General features: G+C 66.9%; 16 protein-coding genes. 8 read left to right on the forward strand and 8 right to left on the reverse strand.

Annotated elements, in window-relative coordinates; translation table 11 throughout:
* From OSH07_RS20660 to OSH07_RS20685, 6 genes are all read left to right on the forward strand, one after another.
* Entirely contained in the window at nt 1–846 is an 846-nt protein-coding gene (locus tag OSH07_RS20660; RefSeq protein WP_266340588.1) for a carbohydrate ABC transporter permease, read from the forward strand.
* A gap of 6 nt (nt 847–852) precedes the next feature.
* On the forward strand, nt 853–1,956 hold the full coding sequence (locus OSH07_RS20665) for an ABC transporter ATP-binding protein (protein WP_266340589.1): 1,104 nt from the start codon (nt 853–855) through the stop codon (nt 1,954–1,956).
* A gap of 22 nt (nt 1,957–1,978) precedes the next feature.
* A complete protein-coding gene (locus tag OSH07_RS20670; RefSeq protein ID WP_266340590.1) occupies nt 1,979–3,085 on the forward strand; it encodes a mandelate racemase/muconate lactonizing enzyme family protein in 1,107 nt (368 codons plus the stop codon).
* A 30-nt stretch (nt 3,086–3,115) separates the two neighbouring features.
* Nucleotides 3,116–3,850 carry an SDR family oxidoreductase gene (locus OSH07_RS20675; RefSeq protein ID WP_266340591.1) on the forward strand — a complete coding sequence of 245 codons (735 nt, stop codon included), beginning with the start codon at nt 3,116–3,118 and terminating at the stop codon, nt 3,848–3,850.
* A gap of 156 nt (nt 3,851–4,006) precedes the next feature.
* Nucleotides 4,007–4,459, forward strand: coding sequence for a MaoC family dehydratase (locus tag OSH07_RS20680; protein ID WP_266340592.1), 453 nt, complete (start codon nt 4,007–4,009; stop codon nt 4,457–4,459).
* Between the two features lie 81 nt (nt 4,460–4,540).
* Nucleotides 4,541–4,909, forward strand: a complete 369-nt coding sequence (locus tag OSH07_RS20685; protein WP_266340593.1) for a PRC-barrel domain-containing protein — start codon at nt 4,541–4,543, stop codon at nt 4,907–4,909.
* A gap of 84 nt (nt 4,910–4,993) precedes the next feature.
* Here OSH07_RS20685 and OSH07_RS20690 read toward each other — a convergent pair whose 3' ends face one another.
* The 5 genes from OSH07_RS20690 to tal form a co-directional block, all read right to left on the reverse strand.
* The gene (locus OSH07_RS20690; protein ID WP_266340594.1) at nt 4,994–6,025 is read right to left on the reverse strand and encodes an NAD(P)-dependent alcohol dehydrogenase; all 1,032 of its coding nucleotides are present in this window, start codon (nt 6,023–6,025) and stop codon (nt 4,994–4,996) included.
* Nucleotides 6,026–6,133: 108 nt separating this feature from the next.
* Complete coding sequence (locus OSH07_RS20695; protein WP_266340595.1) at nt 6,134–7,150, reverse strand: 4-hydroxyproline epimerase; 1,017 nt, start codon at nt 7,148–7,150, stop codon at nt 6,134–6,136.
* A gap of 2 nt (nt 7,151–7,152) precedes the next feature.
* Complete coding sequence (locus tag OSH07_RS20700) at nt 7,153–8,391, reverse strand: NAD(P)/FAD-dependent oxidoreductase (RefSeq protein WP_266340596.1); 1,239 nt, start codon at nt 8,389–8,391, stop codon at nt 7,153–7,155.
* Nucleotides 8,392–8,503: 112 nt separating this feature from the next.
* Entirely contained in the window at nt 8,504–10,429 is a 1,926-nt protein-coding gene (locus tag OSH07_RS20705; protein WP_266340597.1) for a glycoside hydrolase family 127 protein, read from the reverse strand.
* A gap of 222 nt (nt 10,430–10,651) precedes the next feature.
* Nucleotides 10,652–11,623 carry a transaldolase gene (tal, locus tag OSH07_RS20710; protein ID WP_266340598.1) on the reverse strand — a complete coding sequence of 324 codons (972 nt, stop codon included), beginning with the start codon at nt 11,621–11,623 and terminating at the stop codon, nt 10,652–10,654.
* A 205-nt stretch (nt 11,624–11,828) separates the two neighbouring features.
* On the opposite strand from tal, the gene OSH07_RS20715 reads away from it, so the two are divergent.
* Nucleotides 11,829–14,267 carry a beta-mannosidase gene (locus OSH07_RS20715; protein WP_266340599.1) on the forward strand — a complete coding sequence of 813 codons (2,439 nt, stop codon included), beginning with the start codon at nt 11,829–11,831 and terminating at the stop codon, nt 14,265–14,267.
* Between the two features lie 68 nt (nt 14,268–14,335).
* Here the strand turns inward: OSH07_RS20715 and OSH07_RS20720 are convergent, their stop codons facing one another.
* Both OSH07_RS20720 and OSH07_RS20725 read right to left on the reverse strand, forming a co-directional pair.
* Nucleotides 14,336–14,638: a hypothetical protein gene (locus tag OSH07_RS20720; protein WP_266340600.1), complete on the reverse strand. Its 303-nt coding sequence runs from the start codon at nt 14,636–14,638 to the stop codon at nt 14,336–14,338.
* A 126-nt stretch (nt 14,639–14,764) separates the two neighbouring features.
* Nucleotides 14,765–15,652 carry a hypothetical protein gene (locus OSH07_RS20725; protein ID WP_266340601.1) on the reverse strand — a complete coding sequence of 296 codons (888 nt, stop codon included), beginning with the start codon at nt 15,650–15,652 and terminating at the stop codon, nt 14,765–14,767.
* A gap of 191 nt (nt 15,653–15,843) precedes the next feature.
* Here OSH07_RS20725 and OSH07_RS20730 point away from each other — a divergent pair, with 191 nt between their 5' ends.
* The gene (locus OSH07_RS20730) at nt 15,844–17,520 is read left to right on the forward strand and encodes a thiamine pyrophosphate-binding protein (protein ID WP_266340602.1); all 1,677 of its coding nucleotides are present in this window, start codon (nt 15,844–15,846) and stop codon (nt 17,518–17,520) included.
* 14 nt (nt 17,521–17,534) lie between these two features.
* Here OSH07_RS20730 and OSH07_RS20735 read toward each other — a convergent pair whose 3' ends face one another.
* The gene (locus tag OSH07_RS20735; RefSeq protein WP_266340603.1) at nt 17,535–19,220 is read right to left on the reverse strand and encodes an ABC transporter permease; all 1,686 of its coding nucleotides are present in this window, start codon (nt 19,218–19,220) and stop codon (nt 17,535–17,537) included.

Consider the following 19,220-nt stretch of genomic DNA (forward strand, 5'->3'; position numbering starts at 1 on the left):
ATGGAACGCTCCTGGCAGCGCTGGCTGATCCGTTTCGCCGTGTTCATCGTCATGGCGATCATCTGCATCCCCGGTCTCTGGATCGTGATGACGGCCTTCCGCGACAACGTCGAGGTGATGGCCCGTCCCCCGGTCTGGATCCCCGAACGCTGGACGCTCGACAATTTCCGCGCGATCCTCGGCCTGTCCGAGAACCAGCAGGGCATTCCCGTCGCCCGCTACTTCCTGAACTCGGTCATCATCTCGGTGACGAGCACCGTGCTCGCCGTGCTGATCGGCATGATGGGCGGCTACGCCTTCGCCCGCTACCGCTTCAAGGGCAAGAACGTCGCCTTCCTGTGGCTGATGCTGTCGCGCACGGTGCCGGGCATCTCGCTGTCGCTGCCGGTCTTCATGATCTGGAGCCGCGTCGGCCTGATCGACACCGATTTCGGCGTCATCCTGGTCTATCTGGCGCTCAACATCCCGTTCACGATCTGGCTGATCGACGGCTTCTTCCGGCAGATCCCGCTGTCTCTCTCGGAGGCCGCCCAGGTTGACGGCTGCACCCGCTGGCAGGCGTTCTGGAAGATCGAGTTCCCGCTCGCCAAGTCGGGCATCGCCTCGGCCGGCATCTTCGCCTTCCTCACCTCCTGGAACGAGTTCGCCCTCGCTTCCCAGCTCACCCGGACCACGGCGTCGAAGACGCTGCCGGTCGGGCTGATGGATTTCACCGCACAGTTCACGGTCGACTGGACCGGCATGTGCGCCATGGCCGTGATCATCATCGTGCCGGCGCTCCTGCTGACCTTCATCGTGCAGAAACATCTGATCGCCGGTCTCACCTTCGGCGGCGTCAAGGGATAATTTGATATGGCCGAGGTCAAGCTTCAGAAGCTCGTCAAGAAATACGGCAATGTCGGCGTCGTGCACGGCATTGACCTGACGATCGCCCACAATGAGTTCGTCGTGCTGGTCGGCCCGTCCGGCTGCGGCAAGTCGACCACGCTGCGCATGATCGCCGGCCTGGAGGACATCTCCGGCGGCACGATCTCGATCGGCGACCGCGTCGTGAACGACCTGCCGCCGCGCGCGCGCAACATCTCGATGGTGTTCCAGAACTACGCGCTCTATCCGCACATGACGGTCAAGGAGAACCTCGGGTTCTCGCTGAAGATCGCCAAGCAGGATCCGGCGACGATCGAGCAGCGCGTGGCGGAAGCCGCCGAGATCCTCGGCCTGACGCCGCTGCTGGCGCGCACGCCGGGCGAGCTCTCGGGCGGCCAGCGCCAGCGAGTCGCCATGGGCCGCGCCATCGTGCGCCACCCGGACGTCTTCCTGTTCGACGAGCCGCTTTCCAACCTCGACGCCAAGCTGCGCGGCCAGATGCGCGTCGAGATCAAGAAGCTGCACCAGAAGGTCAAGACGACCATCGTCTACGTCACGCACGACCAGGTCGAGGCGATGACGCTGGCCGACCGCATCGTCATCATGAAGGATGGCCACATCGAGCAGGTCGGCACGCCGGCCGAGGTGTTCGAGCAGCCGAAGAACACCTTCGTCGCCTCCTTCATCGGCTCGCCGCCGATGAACCTGCTCGACGCGACCACCGCGACCGAAGGCGGCCGCAAGGTGGCGAAGCTCTCCGACGGCGTGACGCTGGCCCTGCCCGCCGCCGCCGCGGCGAAGGTCACGGACGGCCAGGCGATCACCGTCGGCTTCCGCGCCGAGGCGTTCTCGCCGGTCGGCTACGGCCTTTATGGCGACAATGAAGTGGCGACGATCGAGCGCACGGTCATCCTGCCGGAGCCGCTCGGCACCGAAACCTTGCTTTACACCGAACTCGGCGGCAAGGAAGTTCAGGGCAAGATGCTCAATCCCCGCTTCGTCAAGCCGGGCGAGCAGCTGACCTTCAATCTCGACCTCTCGCGCCTGCATGTCTTCGACAAGGCATCGGGCAAGAGCGTGCTGGTCTGAAAAGAGAGTTCAGGGGGAGACAATGGCAAAGATCGTTCGCGTCGAAGGACTGATGGTCGACCTGAAGCCGAAGGTGAAGCGGGTCGATGCGATCCAGTCCTTCGTCAGCCAGGAAACGCCGATCATCCGCATCACCGATGCCGATGGCGCGGTCGGCACCGGCTACAGCTACACGATCGGCACCGGCGGCCCGGCGATCATGTCGCTGATCGAGAAGACGCTGGCTCCTGCCCTGATCGGCCGCGAGGCCGGCATGATCGAGCAGATCTGGCGCGACCTGCTGTTCCTCACGCACGCCACCTCCGTCGGCGCCATCACCTCGCTGGCGCTCGCCGCCATCGACACGGCGCTCTGGGACCTGAAGGCGCGCAAGGCCGACCTGCCGGTGCATATCCTCGCCGGCGGCGCGCAGGAGAAGATCCGCCTCTACACCACCGAAGGCGGCTGGCTGCATCTGCCGGTCGAGTCGATCATCGAGGACACGCTGCGCGCCAAGGCGAACGGCTTCGGCGGCGCCAAGATGAAGGTCGGCCGGCCGATCCATGAGGACGTCGCCCGCTTGAACGCCGTGCGCGAGGCCGTCGGCCCCGGCTTCGAGCTCTTCACCGACGCCAACCAGGCCTTCTCGGTCGACGAGGCGATCCGCCGCGCGCGCCACTACGAGGCGGCCGACATCGGCTGGCTCGAGGAGCCGCTGACCGCCGACGACGTCGACGGCCATATCCGCCTGTCGGAATCGACCTCGATCCCGATCGCGGTCGGCGAGAGCCTCTATTCGAGCCTGCATTTCCGCGACTACCTGCAGCGCCGCGCCTGCTCGGTCGTCCAGGTCGACGTCGCCCGCATCGGCGGCATCACGCCCTGGCTCAAGGTCGCGCACCTGGCGGAGACGTTCAACGTCGTCGTCTGCCCGCACTTCCTTATGGAACTGCATGTTGCGCTCTGCGCCGCCGTGCCGAATGCGCGCTGGGTCGAATACATCCCGCAATTGGACAGCCTGACGACAAAGGGCATGACGATCGCGGACGGATATGCCATTCCGAGCGCCGAGGCCGGTCTCGGCATCGCCTGGGATTTCGACGCCATCGGCCGCCAGACGGTCGAAGGATCGAATTTCCAGACCACCTGATCTGAAGACGAACCAAAGGGACGGACGACAATGGGCGGCAAGCTCGCAGGCAAGGTCGCGCTGGTCACGGCAGCGGCACAGGGTATCGGACGCGCGATCGCGGAACAGGCTGCGGCCGAAGGCGCCACCGTCTGGGCCACCGATATCAACGAGACGGCGCTGGCGGAACTGAACGGCGTCGACGGCATCACCACGCGCAAGCTGAACGTGCTGTCGAACGACGACGTCAAGGCGCTGATCGCCGAGATCGGCACCATCGACGTGCTGTTCAACTGCGCCGGCATCGTGCATGCGGGCGCGCTGGAGCAGGCGACGGAAGCCGATCTCGACTTCGCCTACGACCTCAACGTCAAGTCGATGTGGCGCACCATCTCGGCCGCCCTGCCCGGCATGCTGGCGCAGAAGGACGGCTCGATCGTCAACATCTGCTCGGTCGCCGGCTCGATCAAGGGCGTGCCGAACCGCTTCGCCTATGGCGTCACCAAGGCGGCCACCGTCGGCCTGACCAAGTCGATCGCCGCCGACTACGTCACCAAGGGCATCCGCTGCAACGGCATCTGCCCCGGCACGGTCGAGAGCCCGTCGCTGCAGCAGCGCCTGCGCGACCAGGGCGACTACGAGGCCGCCCGCGCCGCCTTCATCGCCCGCCAGCCGATCGGCCGCATCGGCCAGCCGAGCGAGATCGCCGACCTCGCCATCTACCTGGCGACGGCGACCTACACCACCGGCCAGATGCACATCATCGACGGCGGCTGGGTCAACTAAGACCCAAGTCCCTCACCCTACCCTCTCCCGCAAGCGGGAGAGGGACGCTATCGACCAGCACTGCGGTCCGTTGATACGCCGGCCGAAAAGCCCTCGCCCGCTTGCGGGAGAGGGTTGGGTGAGGGTCTTCCTCAACCCGCGATGCGCAGGATCATCATGATCGTCGAGCAGTACTTCGAAGACTACGAAATCGGCTTTACCCGCCGCACCATGGGCCGCACGATCACCGAGGCCGATATCGTCATCCACGCCGGCCAGACGGGCGATTTCTTCCCGCACCACATGGACGCGGAGTGGTGCGCGACGCAGGACTTCAAGCAGCGCGTCGCCCATGGCACGCTGATCCTGTCGGTGGCGGTCGGCATGACGGCGACGACGATCAACCCGCACGCCATGTCCTATGGCTATGACAAGGTGCGGTTCGTGAAGCCCGTCTTCATCAACGACACCATCACCGTCGAGGCGAAGATCGTCGACAGGCGCGACCATCCGAAGCGCGCCAGCCACGGCATCGTCTCCGAGCTCGTCACCGTCACCAAGCAGACCGGCGAGACGGTTCTTGCCTGCGAGCACATCTATCTCGTCGCCCGCAAGACCATGACGGCCTGACACAAACCGACGATCCCTTTGGGAACCAGAGTCCGCTCACCACGTTGACCCTCCATCAATTCGAGATCATGGAGGAAGACGATGGAACATACCCACGTTAGCAGCTCGCTGATCGGCGCCGCCAAGGTTGATGGCACCGCCGTCTACAATACCGCCGGCGATCGTCTCGGCGATATTCATGACATCATGATCGACAAGCAGACCGGACGGGTCGCCTATGCGATCATGTCCTTTGGCGGGTTCCTCGGCCTGGGCGAGAAATACCATCCGCTGCCGTGGAATACGCTGAAATACGATACGCGACAGGGCGGCTATGTCGTCGGCCTGACCAAGGAACAGCTGGAGGGCGGCCCCGCCTATGACGAAGGCGACGAGCCGGCCTGGGGCGACCGCGACTATGAAAAGCGGGTCCACGACTATTACGGCATCCCGCCCTACTGGATGATGTGACCGGCCTTCCTTAGCCGGAATAGGAAAGGCCCCGGATCGCTCCGGGGCCTTTTTTTGCCTACACCTTCGATGAGGCGCGAAGCCTCAGAGCGTGATCTGCAGCTTCACGTCGTTCGGGTTGGCCGAGGCGGCGCGCTCGAAGGCAGCGATCGACTGCTCGAAGTCATAGGTGCCAGTGATCAGCGGCACCAGGTTGACCTTGCCCGACGCGATCAGCGCCAAGGCACGGTCGAAGACATTGGCATAGCGGAACACTGTCTCCATCTTCACTTCCTTGGCCGAGGCCGAGACGATGTCGAGCGCGATCGGCTCGACCGGCAGGCCGACGAAGACGATGGTGCCGCCGGGACGGACATAGTTGAAGATGCCGTCATAGGCGCGCGGGCTGCCCGAGGCCTCGAACACGATGTCGACGCCCCAGTTCTCCGTCTCCTCGGCGATCTTAGCCTTCAGGTCCGTCTCGCGGATGTTGACCGGGATGACGCCGTCATACTGGCCGGCGATGGCGAGCTTCTCGTTCACCAGGTCAGAGATGTAGACGCGGCTGCAGCCGCCCGCGAGGGCGGCGAGCGCTGCCATGATGCCGATCGGACCGGCGCCGATCACCAGCGCCGTGTCGCCGGGAACGATCTTGGCCTTGGTCGCCGCCTGCATGCCGATGGCGAACGGCTCGACCATGGCCCCTTCCGCAAACGAGACATTGTCCGGCAGCTTGTAGGTGAAGGCGGCGGGGAAGACGACTTCCGGCGTCAGGCAGCCATGCACCGGCGGCGTCGCCCAGAAGGTGACGCTCGGATCGACATTGTAAATGCCGAGCTTCGAGGCCTTCGACGTCAGGTCGGGAATGCCGGGCTCCATGCAGACGCGGTCGCCGACCTTAAGGTTCTTCACCTCGGAGCCGATCTCGAGCACCGTGCCGGAGGCCTCGTGGCCGAGCACCATCGGCTCCTTGACGATGAACGGGCCGATCGCGCCATGGGTATAATAGTGCACGTCCGAGCCGCAGACGCCGACCGTGTGGATGGCGATGCGAACGTCGCGCGGACCGACCTCGAGCGGCAGGTCGATGTCGCGGAGCGAGAGCTTCAGCTTTTCTTCAAGAACGAGGGCACGCATGGCGGCGGATCCAGATTGGCGTCGGGATTGTCGTTTTAGCCGAGGGGCGCCCCTCACGCTACGAGTCCGATGTCGCGGACATCACACTTCTTTGCAGGCCGGCCGCGCCTAGCCCTCTCCGTCCACCACCTGAAAACCGGCCCAGAACGGATCGCGGTCGTCGACGAAGATGGTGTTGTAGCCGGTGACGCGCGCCCAGCCCTCGATCGTCGGAATGATCGCCGGCTTGCCGCCGACGGTGGTCTGGCGGGCAACGCGGCCGGTGAAGGTCGACCCGATGATGCTCTCATGCACGAAGGCCTCGCCCTCCTGCAGCCGGCCGGTCGCGAAGAGTTGTGCGACCCTCGCCGACGTGCCGGTGCCGCAGGGCGAGCGGTCGATCGCCTTATCGCCATAGAAGACGGCGTTGCGCGCCGATGAGCCCGGGCTCTTCGGCTTGCCCGTCCAGAGCACGTGCGTGAGCCTGTTCAGCGCCGGGTTTTCCGGATGCACGATCTGGTGCCGCGCATTGAATGCGGCGCGAAGCTTCGGCGACAACCGCACGATGTCGGAGGGTTCGAGATCGGACAGGTCGGCGTAGTTCGATTGCGCCTCGACGATCGCATAGAAATTGCCGCCATAGGCGACGTCGACGGTCAACGCGCCGATGCCCTCGACATTGACCTCATAGCCGCGGCCAAGCAGGAAGGACGGAACATTGGTCAGCGTCACGCTGTCGACATAGGGACCGTTCTGGACATAACGCGCCTCGACCAGGCCGGCCGGCGTCTCGAGCCGAAGCAGGCCGGGCGTCTTCGGCGTCACGAGCCCATGCTCGATGATCGTCGTCACCGTGCCGATCGTGCCATGGCCGCACATGGGCAGGCAGCCCGAGGTCTCGATGAACAGGATCGCGACGTCGTAATCGTCGCTCGACGGCGGATAGAGGATCGAGCCCGACATCATGTCGTGGCCGCGCGGTTCGAAGCAGAGCGACTTCCGGATCCAGTCGAACTCGGCCAGGAAATGCTGGCGCTTGTCGAACATGGTGGCGCCCTTGAGCACCGGGATCGAGCCGCCAGTGACGACGCGGACGGGATTGCCGCAGGTGTGGCCGTCGATGCAGACGAAGGTATGGCGAGCCATGCTCAGAACCTCTTGGCGAAGCGCTCGGGTGAATAGGGAGTGAGGTCGATATCCGGCCGCCGATCGGCCAGGAGAGCGGCGACCAGTTCGGCCGTCGCCTGGGTCAGGCCATGATGGGCGTGGCCGAAGGCGTAGACGATGCGAGGATCGCGCGGCGCGCGGCCGATGACCGGCAGTGAATCCGGGGTCGACGGCCGAAACCCCATCCAGCGGGTGCCGCCGGAAAGATCCGCCTCCGGCAGGAAGCGCCGCAACCGGCCGAGAATGGCATCGACGCGCCTGAAATTGGGCGCCGCCGCGAGCCCCGCGAACTCGACGCTGCCACCGACGCGGTCGCCGGTGTCGAGCGGCGTGGTGACGAAGCCCTCGCCCTCGAACATTACCGGCCGGGTCAGGCCGAACCGTCCCGAGGGCAGCGTGACGTTGTAGCCGCGCTCCGTGTCGAGCGGGACGCTGTCGCCGAGCGAGGCGGCCAGCGGCTTCGACCAGGCGCCGGTCGCGACGACGATGCGATCATACTCCGCCAGCGTGTCGAAAGAGGTACGGAGGGCGACTTTGTCGCCGCCGGCGCGCACATCGACGACCTCGAACCTGCGCAATTCGGCGCCGCGATCCAGCGCCGCCTGCGCCAGTGCGCGGGTGAAATCGAGCGGATCGGAGACATGGCAGCCGGTCGGATAGAGCGCTCCGGCGACGGCGCGCGGTCCGAGCGCCGGCTCCAGCCTGCGCAGGTCTGCCGCGTCGAGCGTCTCGACCGCGATGCCGAGGCCGCGCTGGCGCTCGAAGAGGGGCTGCGCCGCGCGATAGCCGCCGGCATCGGCCCAGACCGAGAGCAGCCCCCTTTCGCGCAGATGATGGCCGAGGCCGACCGCCTGCAACCGCTTCCGCCAGGCCGGCAGGGCCAGGCCGTTCAGGGTGGCGATCGCCTGGGTCGAGGCCTCGATGCGGGACGGGCGGCTCGCGCTGACGAAGCGGGCGAGCCAGGGCGTCAGCGCCGGCAGGTAGGACGGCCGGATCGCCAGCGGCCCGAGCGGGTCGAGCGCCCAGCGCGGCAAATGGCGCCAGGCCTTGGGCGAGGCGAGCGGCAGGATGTCGAGATGCGCGATCCAGCCGGCATTGCCGGCCGAGGTGCCCGCCGCGATGCCCTCGCGGTCGATCAGGTCGACGACATGGCCGTCGTCGAGCAGCGCATGGGCGGTGGCGACCCCGACGATCCCCGCCCCGACAATTCCAACCCGCATGCGCTCCCCGCCCTTTCCAGTCCGCAACGATCCTTCATGCCCCGCCGGGCAAAGCCGAGGCAAGGCCCGCGGCTCGCCCTCTCCTGCCCGCGGCAGAGGGCGGCCGACGATGTCAGCGCCCGTCGCGCAGCCAGACCAGCATCGCGCCCGGTTCGCGATTGGCCCAGGCGAAATAGGGAATGGCGGTGATGGTGCCCGCTACCGTCTCGGCCGGCCTCGGTCGGTAGAGCGTATCCTGCCAGTCGGCCGTCCGGTCGATCGTCGCGGGAACAGCGAGGGTCACCACGCCGCCGAGCTTGCCGGCGTCGAAGGCGGCCTTCGCTTCGCCGGCGGCGAGCCGCATATGCTGCGGCGGCGCGGCGTTGTCGGCCTCCTCGACGCAATAGAGCACGGGCCCGCGCTTGAGCGCGACCCGGTCGGCATCCATGCCGACATCGGGGTGGGCATGCAGCGCCTCGACCGGCATGGCGAGATGCAGGCGGATCTCGTCGTCCGCCGCCCAGTCGCGACGGATGCCGAGATAGCCCTTCCGGGTCAGGGCGGCGACATCGACCGGAGCGCCGTTGACGCTTGCCGTCGCGTCGCGGCACCAGCCGGGAATGCGCAGCCAGAGCGTCGCCGGCACCGGCGCGTCGGCCTCCACCGTGATGCGGATGTCGCCGTCCCAGGGATAGGCGGTCTGCTGGGTCAGCCGCAGTGCCCTCCCCGCCACCTCGAGGTCGATGGTCGAGGCGGCGTAGAGGTGGATGGCGACGTTCTCGTCGTCATGGCTCGCCACATAGCCGCCGAGCGAGGCGACGAGGCGGGCGAGATTGGTCGGGCAGCAGGGGCAATAATGCCAGCGCCAGCGGCGATGCTGGCCGTGGCTCTCCAGAGGGTTCTCGTAGAAATAGGCATCGCCCGCCAGCGACACGCCCGACAGCGCGCCATTGTGCAGCACCAGTTCCATATGGTCGGCGAAGCGCGCGTCGAGATCGATCCCGGCCATGCGATGGCCCCAGAACACCAGCGAGACGGCGGCGCAGGTCTCGGCATAGGCCGTCTCGTTCGGCAGGTCGAACGAGCGGGTAAAACCCTCGTTCTCGACCGCCGGCCCCATGCCGCCGGTGACGTAGAGCTGGCGACTGGTCAGGTGGCGCCAGAGCTTGTCGAGGGCCGCCTTGAGGCTCGCATCATCGTCCTCGGCGGCGAGATCGGCCATGGCGCTGTAGAGATACATTGCGCGCACGGCGTGGCCGACGACCTCGTCCTGCTCGCGTACCGGCTTGTGCGACTGGCTGTATTCGTACGTGCCGAAGTTGAACGGTTTGCCGCCCGGAAACTCCTTCGCTTCCTCGTCGAAGTAGTGCGGGTTCTGCGCACCGCGCTCGTCGATGAAATAGCGGGCGAGGTCGAGGAAACGGCTCTCTCCCGTGGCGCGAAAAAGCTTCACCAGCGCCAGCTCGATCTCCTCATGCGCGTCATAGCCGCGGCGCTTGCCCGGCTCGCGGCCGAAGACGGTGGCGATGTGGTCGACGCAGCGGATCATCACGTCGAGAAAGCGGCGCTTGCCCGTCGCCTGATAGTAGGCGACGGCACCCTCGAGGAGATGGCCCATCGAGTACATCTCGTGCCAGTCGCGCAGATTGGTCCAGCGCTTTTCGGGATCGCGGCGGATGAACCAGGTGTTCAGGTAGCCATCCGCCAGTTGGGCGTGGTCGAGCTTGTCGACGAGGAAATCGATCTTCGCCTCGATTTCGGGATCGGGATGGGTGGCGAGGCTGTAGCTCGCCGCCTCGATCCATTTGCCGAAATCGGAATCGAAGAACATCTGCATCGACAGGCCGTATTCGTTGATCGGCCGGACCAATGGCTTCGGCGGCTGGTCGACGTCGAGCACCTCGATGAAGCCCTCCTCCTCCAGGCGCTGGAACTGGGTCGGGATCGTCGTCTCGCGGTTGATCCGCGTGCGCTCGGCCCAGAAGCCGTCCGTGAAGGCGACGCTCGTGTGCGGAACGGGCTTGAGGCGGCGGAAATGGGTGGTTTCGGTCGTCTGCATCGGGCGTTTCCATGCGCGCTTGGCGGGATCGATGGATCGCGTCGGCCCTTGTCGGCGAGCCGCAGCCATTTGAGAAAACCTTTGCGCAATCCTGTCGCAGGCAATCTGGCCGATTTGTCGACATTCTGCACGCAGAAAATATTCGAGGCGGCCCGGAAGGCGGGCCAAAAGAAAGGCCGGCGCCCCGGAGGGCACCGGCCTTTCCAATTGAGCCGAAGACGATCAGGCGGGGACGCCGGCCTCCAGGCGCTTGGCGATCAAGGCGCGCAGCGCGCGCAGGTCCTTGGCGAACAGGCGAATGCCTTCCGAGAGCTTCTCGGTCGCCATCTGGTCCTCGTTCATCGCCCAGCGGAAGCTCTTCTCGTCGGCGGCGACGGTGGCGATCTTCTCGCCGGTGTTGCTCGGGTCGAGCTTGCGCACCAGCGTGCCGTTGTCGGCGGCGAGCTTCTCGAGCAGAGCCGGCGCGATGGTCAGGCGGTCACAGCCGGCCAGCGCCTCGATCTCGCCGGTCGAGCGGAACGACGCGCCCATGACGACGGTCGAGATGCCGTGCTGCTTGTAGTAGCTGTAGATCTGGCGGACCGAGAGGACGCCCGGATCCTCTTCCGGCTCGAACGTCTTGCCGGAGGCCTTGACGTGCCAGTCGAGGATGCGGCCGACGAAGGGCGAGATCAGGAACACGCCGGCATCGGCGCAGGCGACGGCCTGGGCGAGCGAGAACAGAAGCGTCAGGTTGCAGTCGATGCCTTCCTTCTGGAGGATCGCAGCGGCGCGGATGCCTTCCCAGGTCGAGGCGAGCTTGACGAGGATCTTCTCGCGCGGGACGCCCATGGTCTCATAGGTCGCGATGATGTCGCGGGCGCGCTTTACCGAAGCCTCGGTGTCGAAGGAGAGGTCGGCGTCGACCTCGGTCGAGATGCGGCCAGGCACCAGCTTCGACATCTCGGCGCCGAAGGCGACGGCGAGACGGTCGGCGACATGCGCGGCGACCGCGTCCTTGGTGCCGCCCTGCTTGCGGCCCCAGGAAATCGCGTTCTCGATGACGTCCTGGTAGGCGGGCAGTTCGGCTGCCTTGAGGACGAGCGAGGGGTTGGTCGTGCAGTCGACCGGACGATAGGTCTTGATGGCCTCGAGATCGCCGGTGTCTGCGACGACAACGGTCATGGCTTTGAGCTGATCAAGTTTCGAGGTCATCGGACGCTCCTCCAAGGCTGGCATGCGCGCATGCGCACGTATTTGTTTGGCATATGAGCATCCCGCCGGACAAATGGAAGCTCGAAAATTTCTTCGCCACTCGAAAACAAACGCGGTAACCAGTTATCCGCGGTCCGTCGCGCAATCGCCGCCGGTTGCCGGACGAGCCGCCAATGAAACAGCACCGCATTGAGGAAACGCGTTGATGTCGAAACTCTCCCTGGCCGGCCCTTGGCAGCTTTTCAACTCCGCTGGCGAAGCGCTCGGCCCCTGCCCGATCCCCGGCGACGTCCATTCGGCGCTGGTGGCGCAGGGGCGGATCCCCTCCCCCTATGTCGGCACCAACGAGGCCGCCATGCAGTGGGTCGGCGAGGCGAGCTGGGAGATCGCCCGCCAGTTCGACGTCGCCGCATCCGACCTTGCCGGAAGCTGGGCCGTGCTCGAGCTTGAGTTCGTCGACACCTTCGCCGAGGTCTTCCTGAACGACCGGCCGGTGGCGACGCTCGGCTCCAGCTTCATCCGCCACCGGATCGACGTGACCGACGCGCTCCGGCCAGGCGCCAACGCGCTTCGCGTCCGCTTCTCGCCGGCCGGCGCCGAGGCGATCGCGCGCGCGAAGAAGCAGCCCTTCCCGATTCCGTGGAGCGTCTCGAACAACCGGGTTCCCGACCTCAACATGATCCGCAAGGCGCAGTGCCATGGCGGCTGGGACTGGGGGCCCTGCCTGATGGTGACCGGCATCTACGCCGAGCCGATCCTGCATCTCTACGACACGGCGCGGATCGAGGCGGTGCAGATCCGCCAGCGCCACCACGCCGACGGCACGGTGACGGCGATCGCCGAGATCGAGCTGCTGGCGCAGGCCGACGTCACGGTTCCGGTCACCGTGGAACTGGCCGGCAAGACGGCGCGCGCCGACGTGAAGGTCTCGGCGGAGCGCGGCGGCAAGGCAACGCTGTCGCTCGACGTCGGCAAGCCAGACCTCTGGTGGCCGGCCGGCCACGGGGCGCAGCCGCTCTATCCGGCGGCCGTCTCGATCCCCGGCGACACGGTTCGCCGCAACATCGGCTTCCGCACGCTGGAGGTCGTCACCGAGAAGGACGAGGTCGGCGCCTCGATGTTCTTCCGCGTCAACGGCATCGACATCTTCGCCAAGGGCGCCAACTGGATCCCGGCCGACTCGCTGCCTGCCGCGATCACGCCGGAGCGCATCGACGCGCTGCTCTCCGCCGCCGTCGAGGCCAACATGAACATGGTCCGGCTCTGGGGCGGCGGCTTCTACGAGTTCGACGCCTTCTACGACGCCTGCGACCGGCTCGGCCTGCTGATCTGGCAGGACATGATGTTCTCCTGCTCGCAATATCCCTCGACGCCCGAATTCCTCACCGAGGTCGACGCCGAGCTGCGCTACCAGATCAAGCGCCTGTCCAGCCGGCCGTCGATCGCGATCTGGTGCGGCGACAACGAGGTGATCGGCTCGCTCACCTGGTTCGAGATCTCGCGCAACAACCGCGACCGCTACCTGGTCAACTACGACCGGCTGAACCGGGTGATCGACAAGGCGGTGCAGGACAGCGATCCCGACCGCCGCTTCTGGCCGTCCAGCCCTTGCAACGGCGACATGGACTACGGCGACGCCTGGCACGACGACCGTTCGGGCGATCTGCATTTCTGGGACGTCTGGCACTCGAACAAGAACTTCGAGCACTACTACACCGTGCAGCCGCGCTTCTGCTCCGAGTTCGGCTTCCAGTCCTTCCCGTCGATGACCGGCATCCGCGCCTTCGCCGGCGCCCCGCAGAACTGGAACGCGACCTCGCCGGTGATGGAGTTCCACCAGCGCGACGGCGCCGGCAATTCGCGCATCATCGACACGATGGCGCGCTATTTCCGCGTGCCTTCCGGCTTCGAGAGCTTCGTCTATCTATCGCAATTGCAGCAGGCGATGGCGATCGAGACGGCGGTGCGCTACTGGCGCAGCCTGAAGCCGCATTCGATGGGCGCGCTGTACTGGCAGCTGAACGATGTCTGGCCGGCGGTGTCCTGGTCGTCGATCGACCATTCGCTGGCCTGGAAGACGCTGCACTATCACGCCAAGCGCTTTTTCGCGCCGGTGGCGCTCGCCGCCCGCATGCTCGACGGCAAGCTCGTCGTCCGCGCCATCAACGACCGGCATGCTCCGGTGGTGCTGGAGACGCGGCTGCGCAGCTTCGACCTCCAGGGAACGCTGATCGACGAACGCCATGCCAAGGGCAGCGTTCCGCCCGACCGCGCCGTCGAGATCATGGCGATCGGCGCGCCGGTGGCGCAGGACCGGTTCTATGTGATCGACGCCAAGGTCGACGGCGTCGCCTCGCCGGAACACCAGGTCGTCGTCTTCCCCGACGTGCCGAAGCGCTTCGAGCTGCCGGAGGCGACGGTCTCGGTGCGCGAGCTCGGCCCCGGTCGCTTCCAGCTATCGGCCGATGCGCCGGCCTTCCATGTCCGCGCCGAGGCTGAAGGCATTCCCGGCCATTTCGACGATGCGAGCTTCCTGCTCCTGCCCGGCGAACCGCGGATCGTGACCTTCAAGGCGGAGGCGGGCCATTCCGTCCCGACGGCCGCCGAGCTGACGGTGCATCATCTGGGCGCAACCTATCGCTGACGGCCGCCACCCGCAAAAACAGAAACGGCGCGGAAATTCCGCGCCGTTTCCAATTCAACCCGCCGAGATCAGCGGTACCAGCCGCCCGGCGCATAGACCCAGCGACCATTGCGCCAGACCCAGTCCGACCGGCGATAGCGATAGCCCGGCCGCGCCGGGATCCAGCCGCCGCTCATCCACACATAGCGACCGCGGCGCCATTCCCAGTGACCCGGACGCCAGTAATAGCCACGGCGCGGCGGCGGGACGCGTTCACGGCGCGGCGGCGGCGGCCGGCGGTCGGGGCCCGGGCCCCACTGCTGCGCCTCTGCATCGCCTGGGGCCATCGTCGCCAGAGGCGCCGCAACGGCCGCGGCCAGAAGCCCGGTCAACAGAGAACGTCGAGAAAGCATGATCTTCCATCCCATACGATAGGGGACGCGCGTACGCGTCCAAAGCCACCCGCATAGGCTTCAACGCGCGAGACCCCGCTTTCCGTTGCCTCGCCGGCGAAAAAATCAGAAGCGGTAGCCGTTATGGTCGAGAAATAGCTTCAGACGCTCGGGAAACTTCAGTGTCTTGCGGTCCTTGGCGGCGCAGGTATCGATGTCGCCGCCGGTGACGCAGGTCTCCTCGCCGGGGTCGGTGGCGAGGTTCCAGTGCTTCTGCAGCTGCTTGAAGGCCTGCTCGCCCTCGCCGGCGCGAATGCTGGCGGCGACCCACCCGGCGAGGAAGCCGGGCGACTTCCAGCGCTCGACCGGATCGGAATCGTCTTCGAGCTGCCGCAGCCAATCGCGATGCGCCTTGGCGAAACGCGGATCCGTCGTGATGTCGACCAGCTTGCCGTCGCGCACCGACTTGATGACGAGCGGCGCCGCGCTGCAGGCATAGCAATCGAAGGTGTAGAGGAAGTTGTTGTCGACCGTGACGATCTCGGCCTCGCCGTCGTCGTTCAGGTCCTGCAGGTAGTCGCCGTCGCCGTCGAAGGCGCCGACCGGAACGGCCACCCAGCCCTTGTCGGTCTCGGTCGCCACCACGACCTCGGAGCAGCAATGGGCGCCGCCGGTATAGCTGCTGAAATAGACTTCCTTGCTCTTGTTGGTCGGGTCGATATCGACGATCGAGGCGCTCATCGACGGCAAGGACATTCCCGACGCGGTGCCGACATGCTCCAGCACCATCTTGCCGTTCACGATGACCTGCAGCACCGGCACGTCGTCATCCGGATCAATCTGCGGCCGACGCTCCTGGAACACCCGCGCGGTGATGCCGGAATCGGTCACGGTCGCCTCCTTGGCGCCCTCCGCGAATTCGGCGGTCGGATAGGCCGGCTTGTCCTCTTCGGCATCTTCCGCCGAGGCCGCCGGGGCAGGAAACGACGCCATCATCAGCGCCGCCATGGCCATGCCTGCCAGGCTGCTCCGCCGGAGAAATGATCCGCTACGCACTTTCGACGTCCCTCGTCTGGCCCCGTGCCGGCCAGTCTAGCGACACCGGCTTTCGCCGAACAGAAGTTGATGCCACCATCCCCTTCTAAGCGATCCCCCGGTTCGAGCCTGGGGGTCGGATAAACCCGCCTCTCGCAAGGATCTCCTTCATGCCCGACGTCATCCCCTCCCGTACCGGCGGCCGCCTCATCGTCGAGGCGCTGGAGGCCAATGGCGTCGAGCGCGTCTTCTGCGTGCCCGGCGAGAGCTATCTGGCCGTGCTCGACGCGCTGCATGATTCGGCGATCCCCGTGACGGTGGCGCGGCACGAGGGCGGTGCGGCGATGATGGCCGAGGCGTGGGGCAAGCTCGCCGGCAAGCCCGGCATCTGTTTTGTCACGCGCGGACCGGGAGCGACCAACGCCGCCGCCGGCCTGCATGTGGCGATGCAGGATTCGACGCCGATGATCCTGTTCGTCGGCCAGGTCGGCCGTTCGATGCGCGAGCGCGAGGCGTTCCAGGAGATCGACTATCGCCGCATGTTCGGCGACGTCGTCAAATGGGTGGCGGAGATCGACGAGGCGGCGCGGATCCCCGAATTCCTGTCGCGCGCCTTCCAGGTGGCGACGTCGGGCCGGCCCGGCCCCGTCGTGCTGGCGCTGCCGGAGGACATGCTGCGCGAGAAGACCGCCGTCGCCTCCGTCGGCGCCTCGGAGCCGATCGAGACCTATCCCGGCCTGACCCAGACGGCGCAATTGCAGAAGCTGCTCTGGAAGGCCGAGCGGCCGCTGCTGGTGCTCGGCGGCTCGCGCTGGAGCGACGCGGCCATCGCCTCGATGCAGCGCTTCGCCGAACGCTTCGACCTGCCGGTCGGCGTCTCGCTGCGCCGCCAGGGCCTGTTCGACCACGAGCATCCGAATTTCGCCGGCGAGGTCGGCATCGCCATCAACCCGGCGCTCGCCAAAAGGGTCAGGGAGGCCGACCTGCTGATTCTGGTCGGCGGGCGGATGAGCGAGATGCCTTCCTCCGGCTATACGCTGCTCGACATCCCGCAGCCGAAGCAGACGCTGGTGCATGTGCATGGCGGCTCGGACGAGCTCGGCCGCGTCTACCGGCCGACGCTCGCCATCAACGCCACGCCGAACGGCTTCGCAGCCCAGCTCGAGGCGGTGCATCCGCCCGCGACCATTCCCTGGAGCGCCGAGACGCGCGCCGCCAACAAGGCCTATCGCGACTGGTCGGACCCGAAGCCGCGCAATGTCGGCGGCGTCGAGATGGGCGCGGTCATGCGGACGCTGCGCGAAAGGCTCGGCAAGGACGCCATCCTCACCAACGGCGCCGGCAACTATGCCAACTGGGTGCACCGCTATCACCGCTTCCGCGGCCCCAATACGCAGCTGGCGCCGACCTCAGGCTCGATGGGCTATGGCGTGCCGGCCGCGGTCGCCGCCAAGCTGCGCTATCCCGAGCGCACGGTGATCGCCTTTGCCGGCGACGGCTGCTTCCAGATGACGAACAACGAATTCGGCACCGCCGCGCAGGAGGGCGCCGCCATCCTCGTGATCGTCGTCGACAACAGCATGTACGGCACCATCCGCGCCCACCAGGAGCGCAGCTATCCGGACCGGATCGAGGCGACGAAGCTCGTCAATCCGGATTTCGCCGCGCTGGCCCGCGCCTATGGCGGCCATGGCGAGACGGTGGAGACGACGGAGGAATTCCTGCCGGCGTTCGAGCGCGCCGCCGCGAGCGGCAAGCCCGCCATCCTGCATGTGAAGGTCGACCCGCAGGCGATTTCGCCCTCGGCGACGATCGACGAGATCCGGGGCAAAAGCCTGAAAGGCTAGCCAGTTCCGGCGACTCAGGCGAGCGGCCTTCGCCGCTCGCGCGTGCCGGCGCGGGCCAGCAGCGCCACTGGCAGCATGCCGGCGAAGACGATGACCAGCGCCGCGATCGCGCCGTCCTCATAGGTGCCGCGCGCCGCCTCACCATAGACGTAGGTGGCGAGCGTCTCGAAATTGAACGGCCGGAGCAGCAGCGTCGCCGGCAGTTCCTTCATGCAGTCGACGAAGACGAGCAGGCCGGCGGCGGCGATCGCCGGTGACAGCAGCGGCATGTGGATGCCGCCGGAAAGCCTCGCCGTGCCGGCGCCGAGGCTGCGCGCCGCCATGTCGATCGACGGGCTGATGCGGCTGAAGCCCGATTCGATGCCGCCGATCGTGATCGCCTGGAAGCGCAGGCAATAGGCCAGCACCAGCGCCGCGCCGGAACTCATCAGGATCAGGCCCGGCGATCGGCCCCAGACACCCTTCACCGCATTGGCGATCCAGTTGTCGAGGCCGGCGATCGGCACCAGCAGGCCGACGGCGAGCACCGTGCCGGGAATGGCATAGCCGATGCCGGCGAGGCGGATCATGCCGTGCAGCGACTTCCGCCGCGACATCCGCCCCGCCGTGGCAAGGAACAGGCCGATGGCGATGGTGAGCGCCGCGGCGATGGCGGCGAAGAGGACGCTGTTGCCGGTCCAGATCCAGAGATCGGCCGGCAGGCCGCCGAGCGCGATGCGCCGCGCCGCCGAGACGACGAGATAGCTCGCCGGCACGATGAAGCCGAGCAGGATCGGCAGCGCGCAGGCGACGACGGCAAGGAGCGCCGCGCCGCCCGAGAGCGGCTGCGCCATCGGCTGGGCGTTGCCGCGCGGGGCGGAATAATTCATGCCGCGCCGGCCGAGGCGTTCGAGCAGCCCGAGGGCGAAGACGATCGCCAGCATGACCAGCGCGATCTGCGCCGCGCCCTCGATCGACGAACGGGTGACCCAGGTCGTGTAGATCGCGACCGTCAGCGTGCGGACGCCGAGGAATTCCGACGCGCCGATGTCGTTCAACGCCTCCATCAGCGCCAGGCTGACGCCGACGGCGACGGCGGGACGGGCCAGCGGCAGCGCTACGGTGCGGAAGGCGCGGAAGCGCCCGGCGCCGAGCGTGCGCGAGGCTTCCAGCAGCGAGGCCGACTGCATGACGAACAGCGCCCGCACCGGCAGGTAGACATAGGGATAGAGGATCAGGCCGAGCAGCAGGATGGCGCCGCCCAGCGAGCGGATCTCGGGAAACCGCAGGCCGCGCGGATCCGCGATGCCGAAGAGATGGCGCAGCCCGGTCTGCAGCGGCCCGACCGGATGCACCACGTCGAGATAGGCGAAGGCCATGACGTAGCTTGGCACCGAGAGCGGCAGGAGCAGCGCCCATTCGAACAGGCGTCGGCCGGGAAAGCGATAGGCCGTGACCAGCCATGCCGTACCAATGCCGAGGACGGTGACCAGGATGCCCACGCCGAGGAGGAGCAGCGCCGTCGTGCGCGCCGCGACCGGCAGGACGTTGGCGATCAGGTGCGGCCAGAGCTCGCCCGAGCCGCGCGAGGCGAAGAAGGCGAGGCCGCCGATCGGCGCCAGCGCCAGCAGGACGAGGATGGCGGAGCCGATCCGCCAGGGCCGGTCCGACCGGGCCGGCGCTGGCCGCGGCGGCTGCATCGCGATGGCGGAATCGCTCAT

The organism is Kaistia nematophila, from assembly GCF_026343855.1.
Lineage (GTDB): Bacteria > Pseudomonadota > Alphaproteobacteria > Rhizobiales > Kaistiaceae > Kaistia > Kaistia nematophila.

Bases quoted from the DNA above. Each gene is read 5' to 3' on its own strand.
- OSH07_RS20660 (WP_266340588.1), top strand. From the start codon at position 1: ATGGAACGCTCCTGGCAGCGCTGGCTGATCCGTTTCGCCGTGTTCATC.
- OSH07_RS20665 (WP_266340589.1), top strand. From the start codon at position 853: ATGGCCGAGGTCAAGCTTCAGAAGCTCGTCAAGAAATACGGCAATGTC.
- OSH07_RS20670 (WP_266340590.1), top strand. From the start codon at position 1,979: ATGGCAAAGATCGTTCGCGTCGAAGGACTGATGGTCGACCTGAAGCCG.
- OSH07_RS20675 (WP_266340591.1), top strand. From the start codon at position 3,116: ATGGGCGGCAAGCTCGCAGGCAAGGTCGCGCTGGTCACGGCAGCGGCA.
- OSH07_RS20680 (WP_266340592.1), top strand. From the start codon at position 4,007: ATGATCGTCGAGCAGTACTTCGAAGACTACGAAATCGGCTTTACCCGC.
- OSH07_RS20685 (WP_266340593.1), top strand. From the start codon at position 4,541: ATGGAACATACCCACGTTAGCAGCTCGCTGATCGGCGCCGCCAAGGTT.
- OSH07_RS20690 (WP_266340594.1), bottom strand. From the start codon at position 6,025: ATGCGTGCCCTCGTTCTTGAAGAAAAGCTGAAGCTCTCGCTCCGCGAC.
- OSH07_RS20695 (WP_266340595.1), bottom strand. From the start codon at position 7,150: ATGGCTCGCCATACCTTCGTCTGCATCGACGGCCACACCTGCGGCAAT.
- OSH07_RS20700 (WP_266340596.1), bottom strand. From the start codon at position 8,391: ATGCGGGTTGGAATTGTCGGGGCGGGGATCGTCGGGGTCGCCACCGCC.
- OSH07_RS20705 (WP_266340597.1), bottom strand. From the start codon at position 10,429: ATGCAGACGACCGAAACCACCCATTTCCGCCGCCTCAAGCCCGTTCCG.
- tal (WP_266340598.1), bottom strand. From the start codon at position 11,623: ATGACCTCGAAACTTGATCAGCTCAAAGCCATGACCGTTGTCGTCGCA.
- OSH07_RS20715 (WP_266340599.1), top strand. From the start codon at position 11,829: ATGTCGAAACTCTCCCTGGCCGGCCCTTGGCAGCTTTTCAACTCCGCT.
- OSH07_RS20725 (WP_266340601.1), bottom strand. From the start codon at position 15,652: ATGGCCATGGCGGCGCTGATGATGGCGTCGTTTCCTGCCCCGGCGGCC.
- OSH07_RS20730 (WP_266340602.1), top strand. From the start codon at position 15,844: ATGCCCGACGTCATCCCCTCCCGTACCGGCGGCCGCCTCATCGTCGAG.
- OSH07_RS20735 (WP_266340603.1), bottom strand. From the start codon at position 19,220: ATGAGCGATTCCGCCATCGCGATGCAGCCGCCGCGGCCAGCGCCGGCC.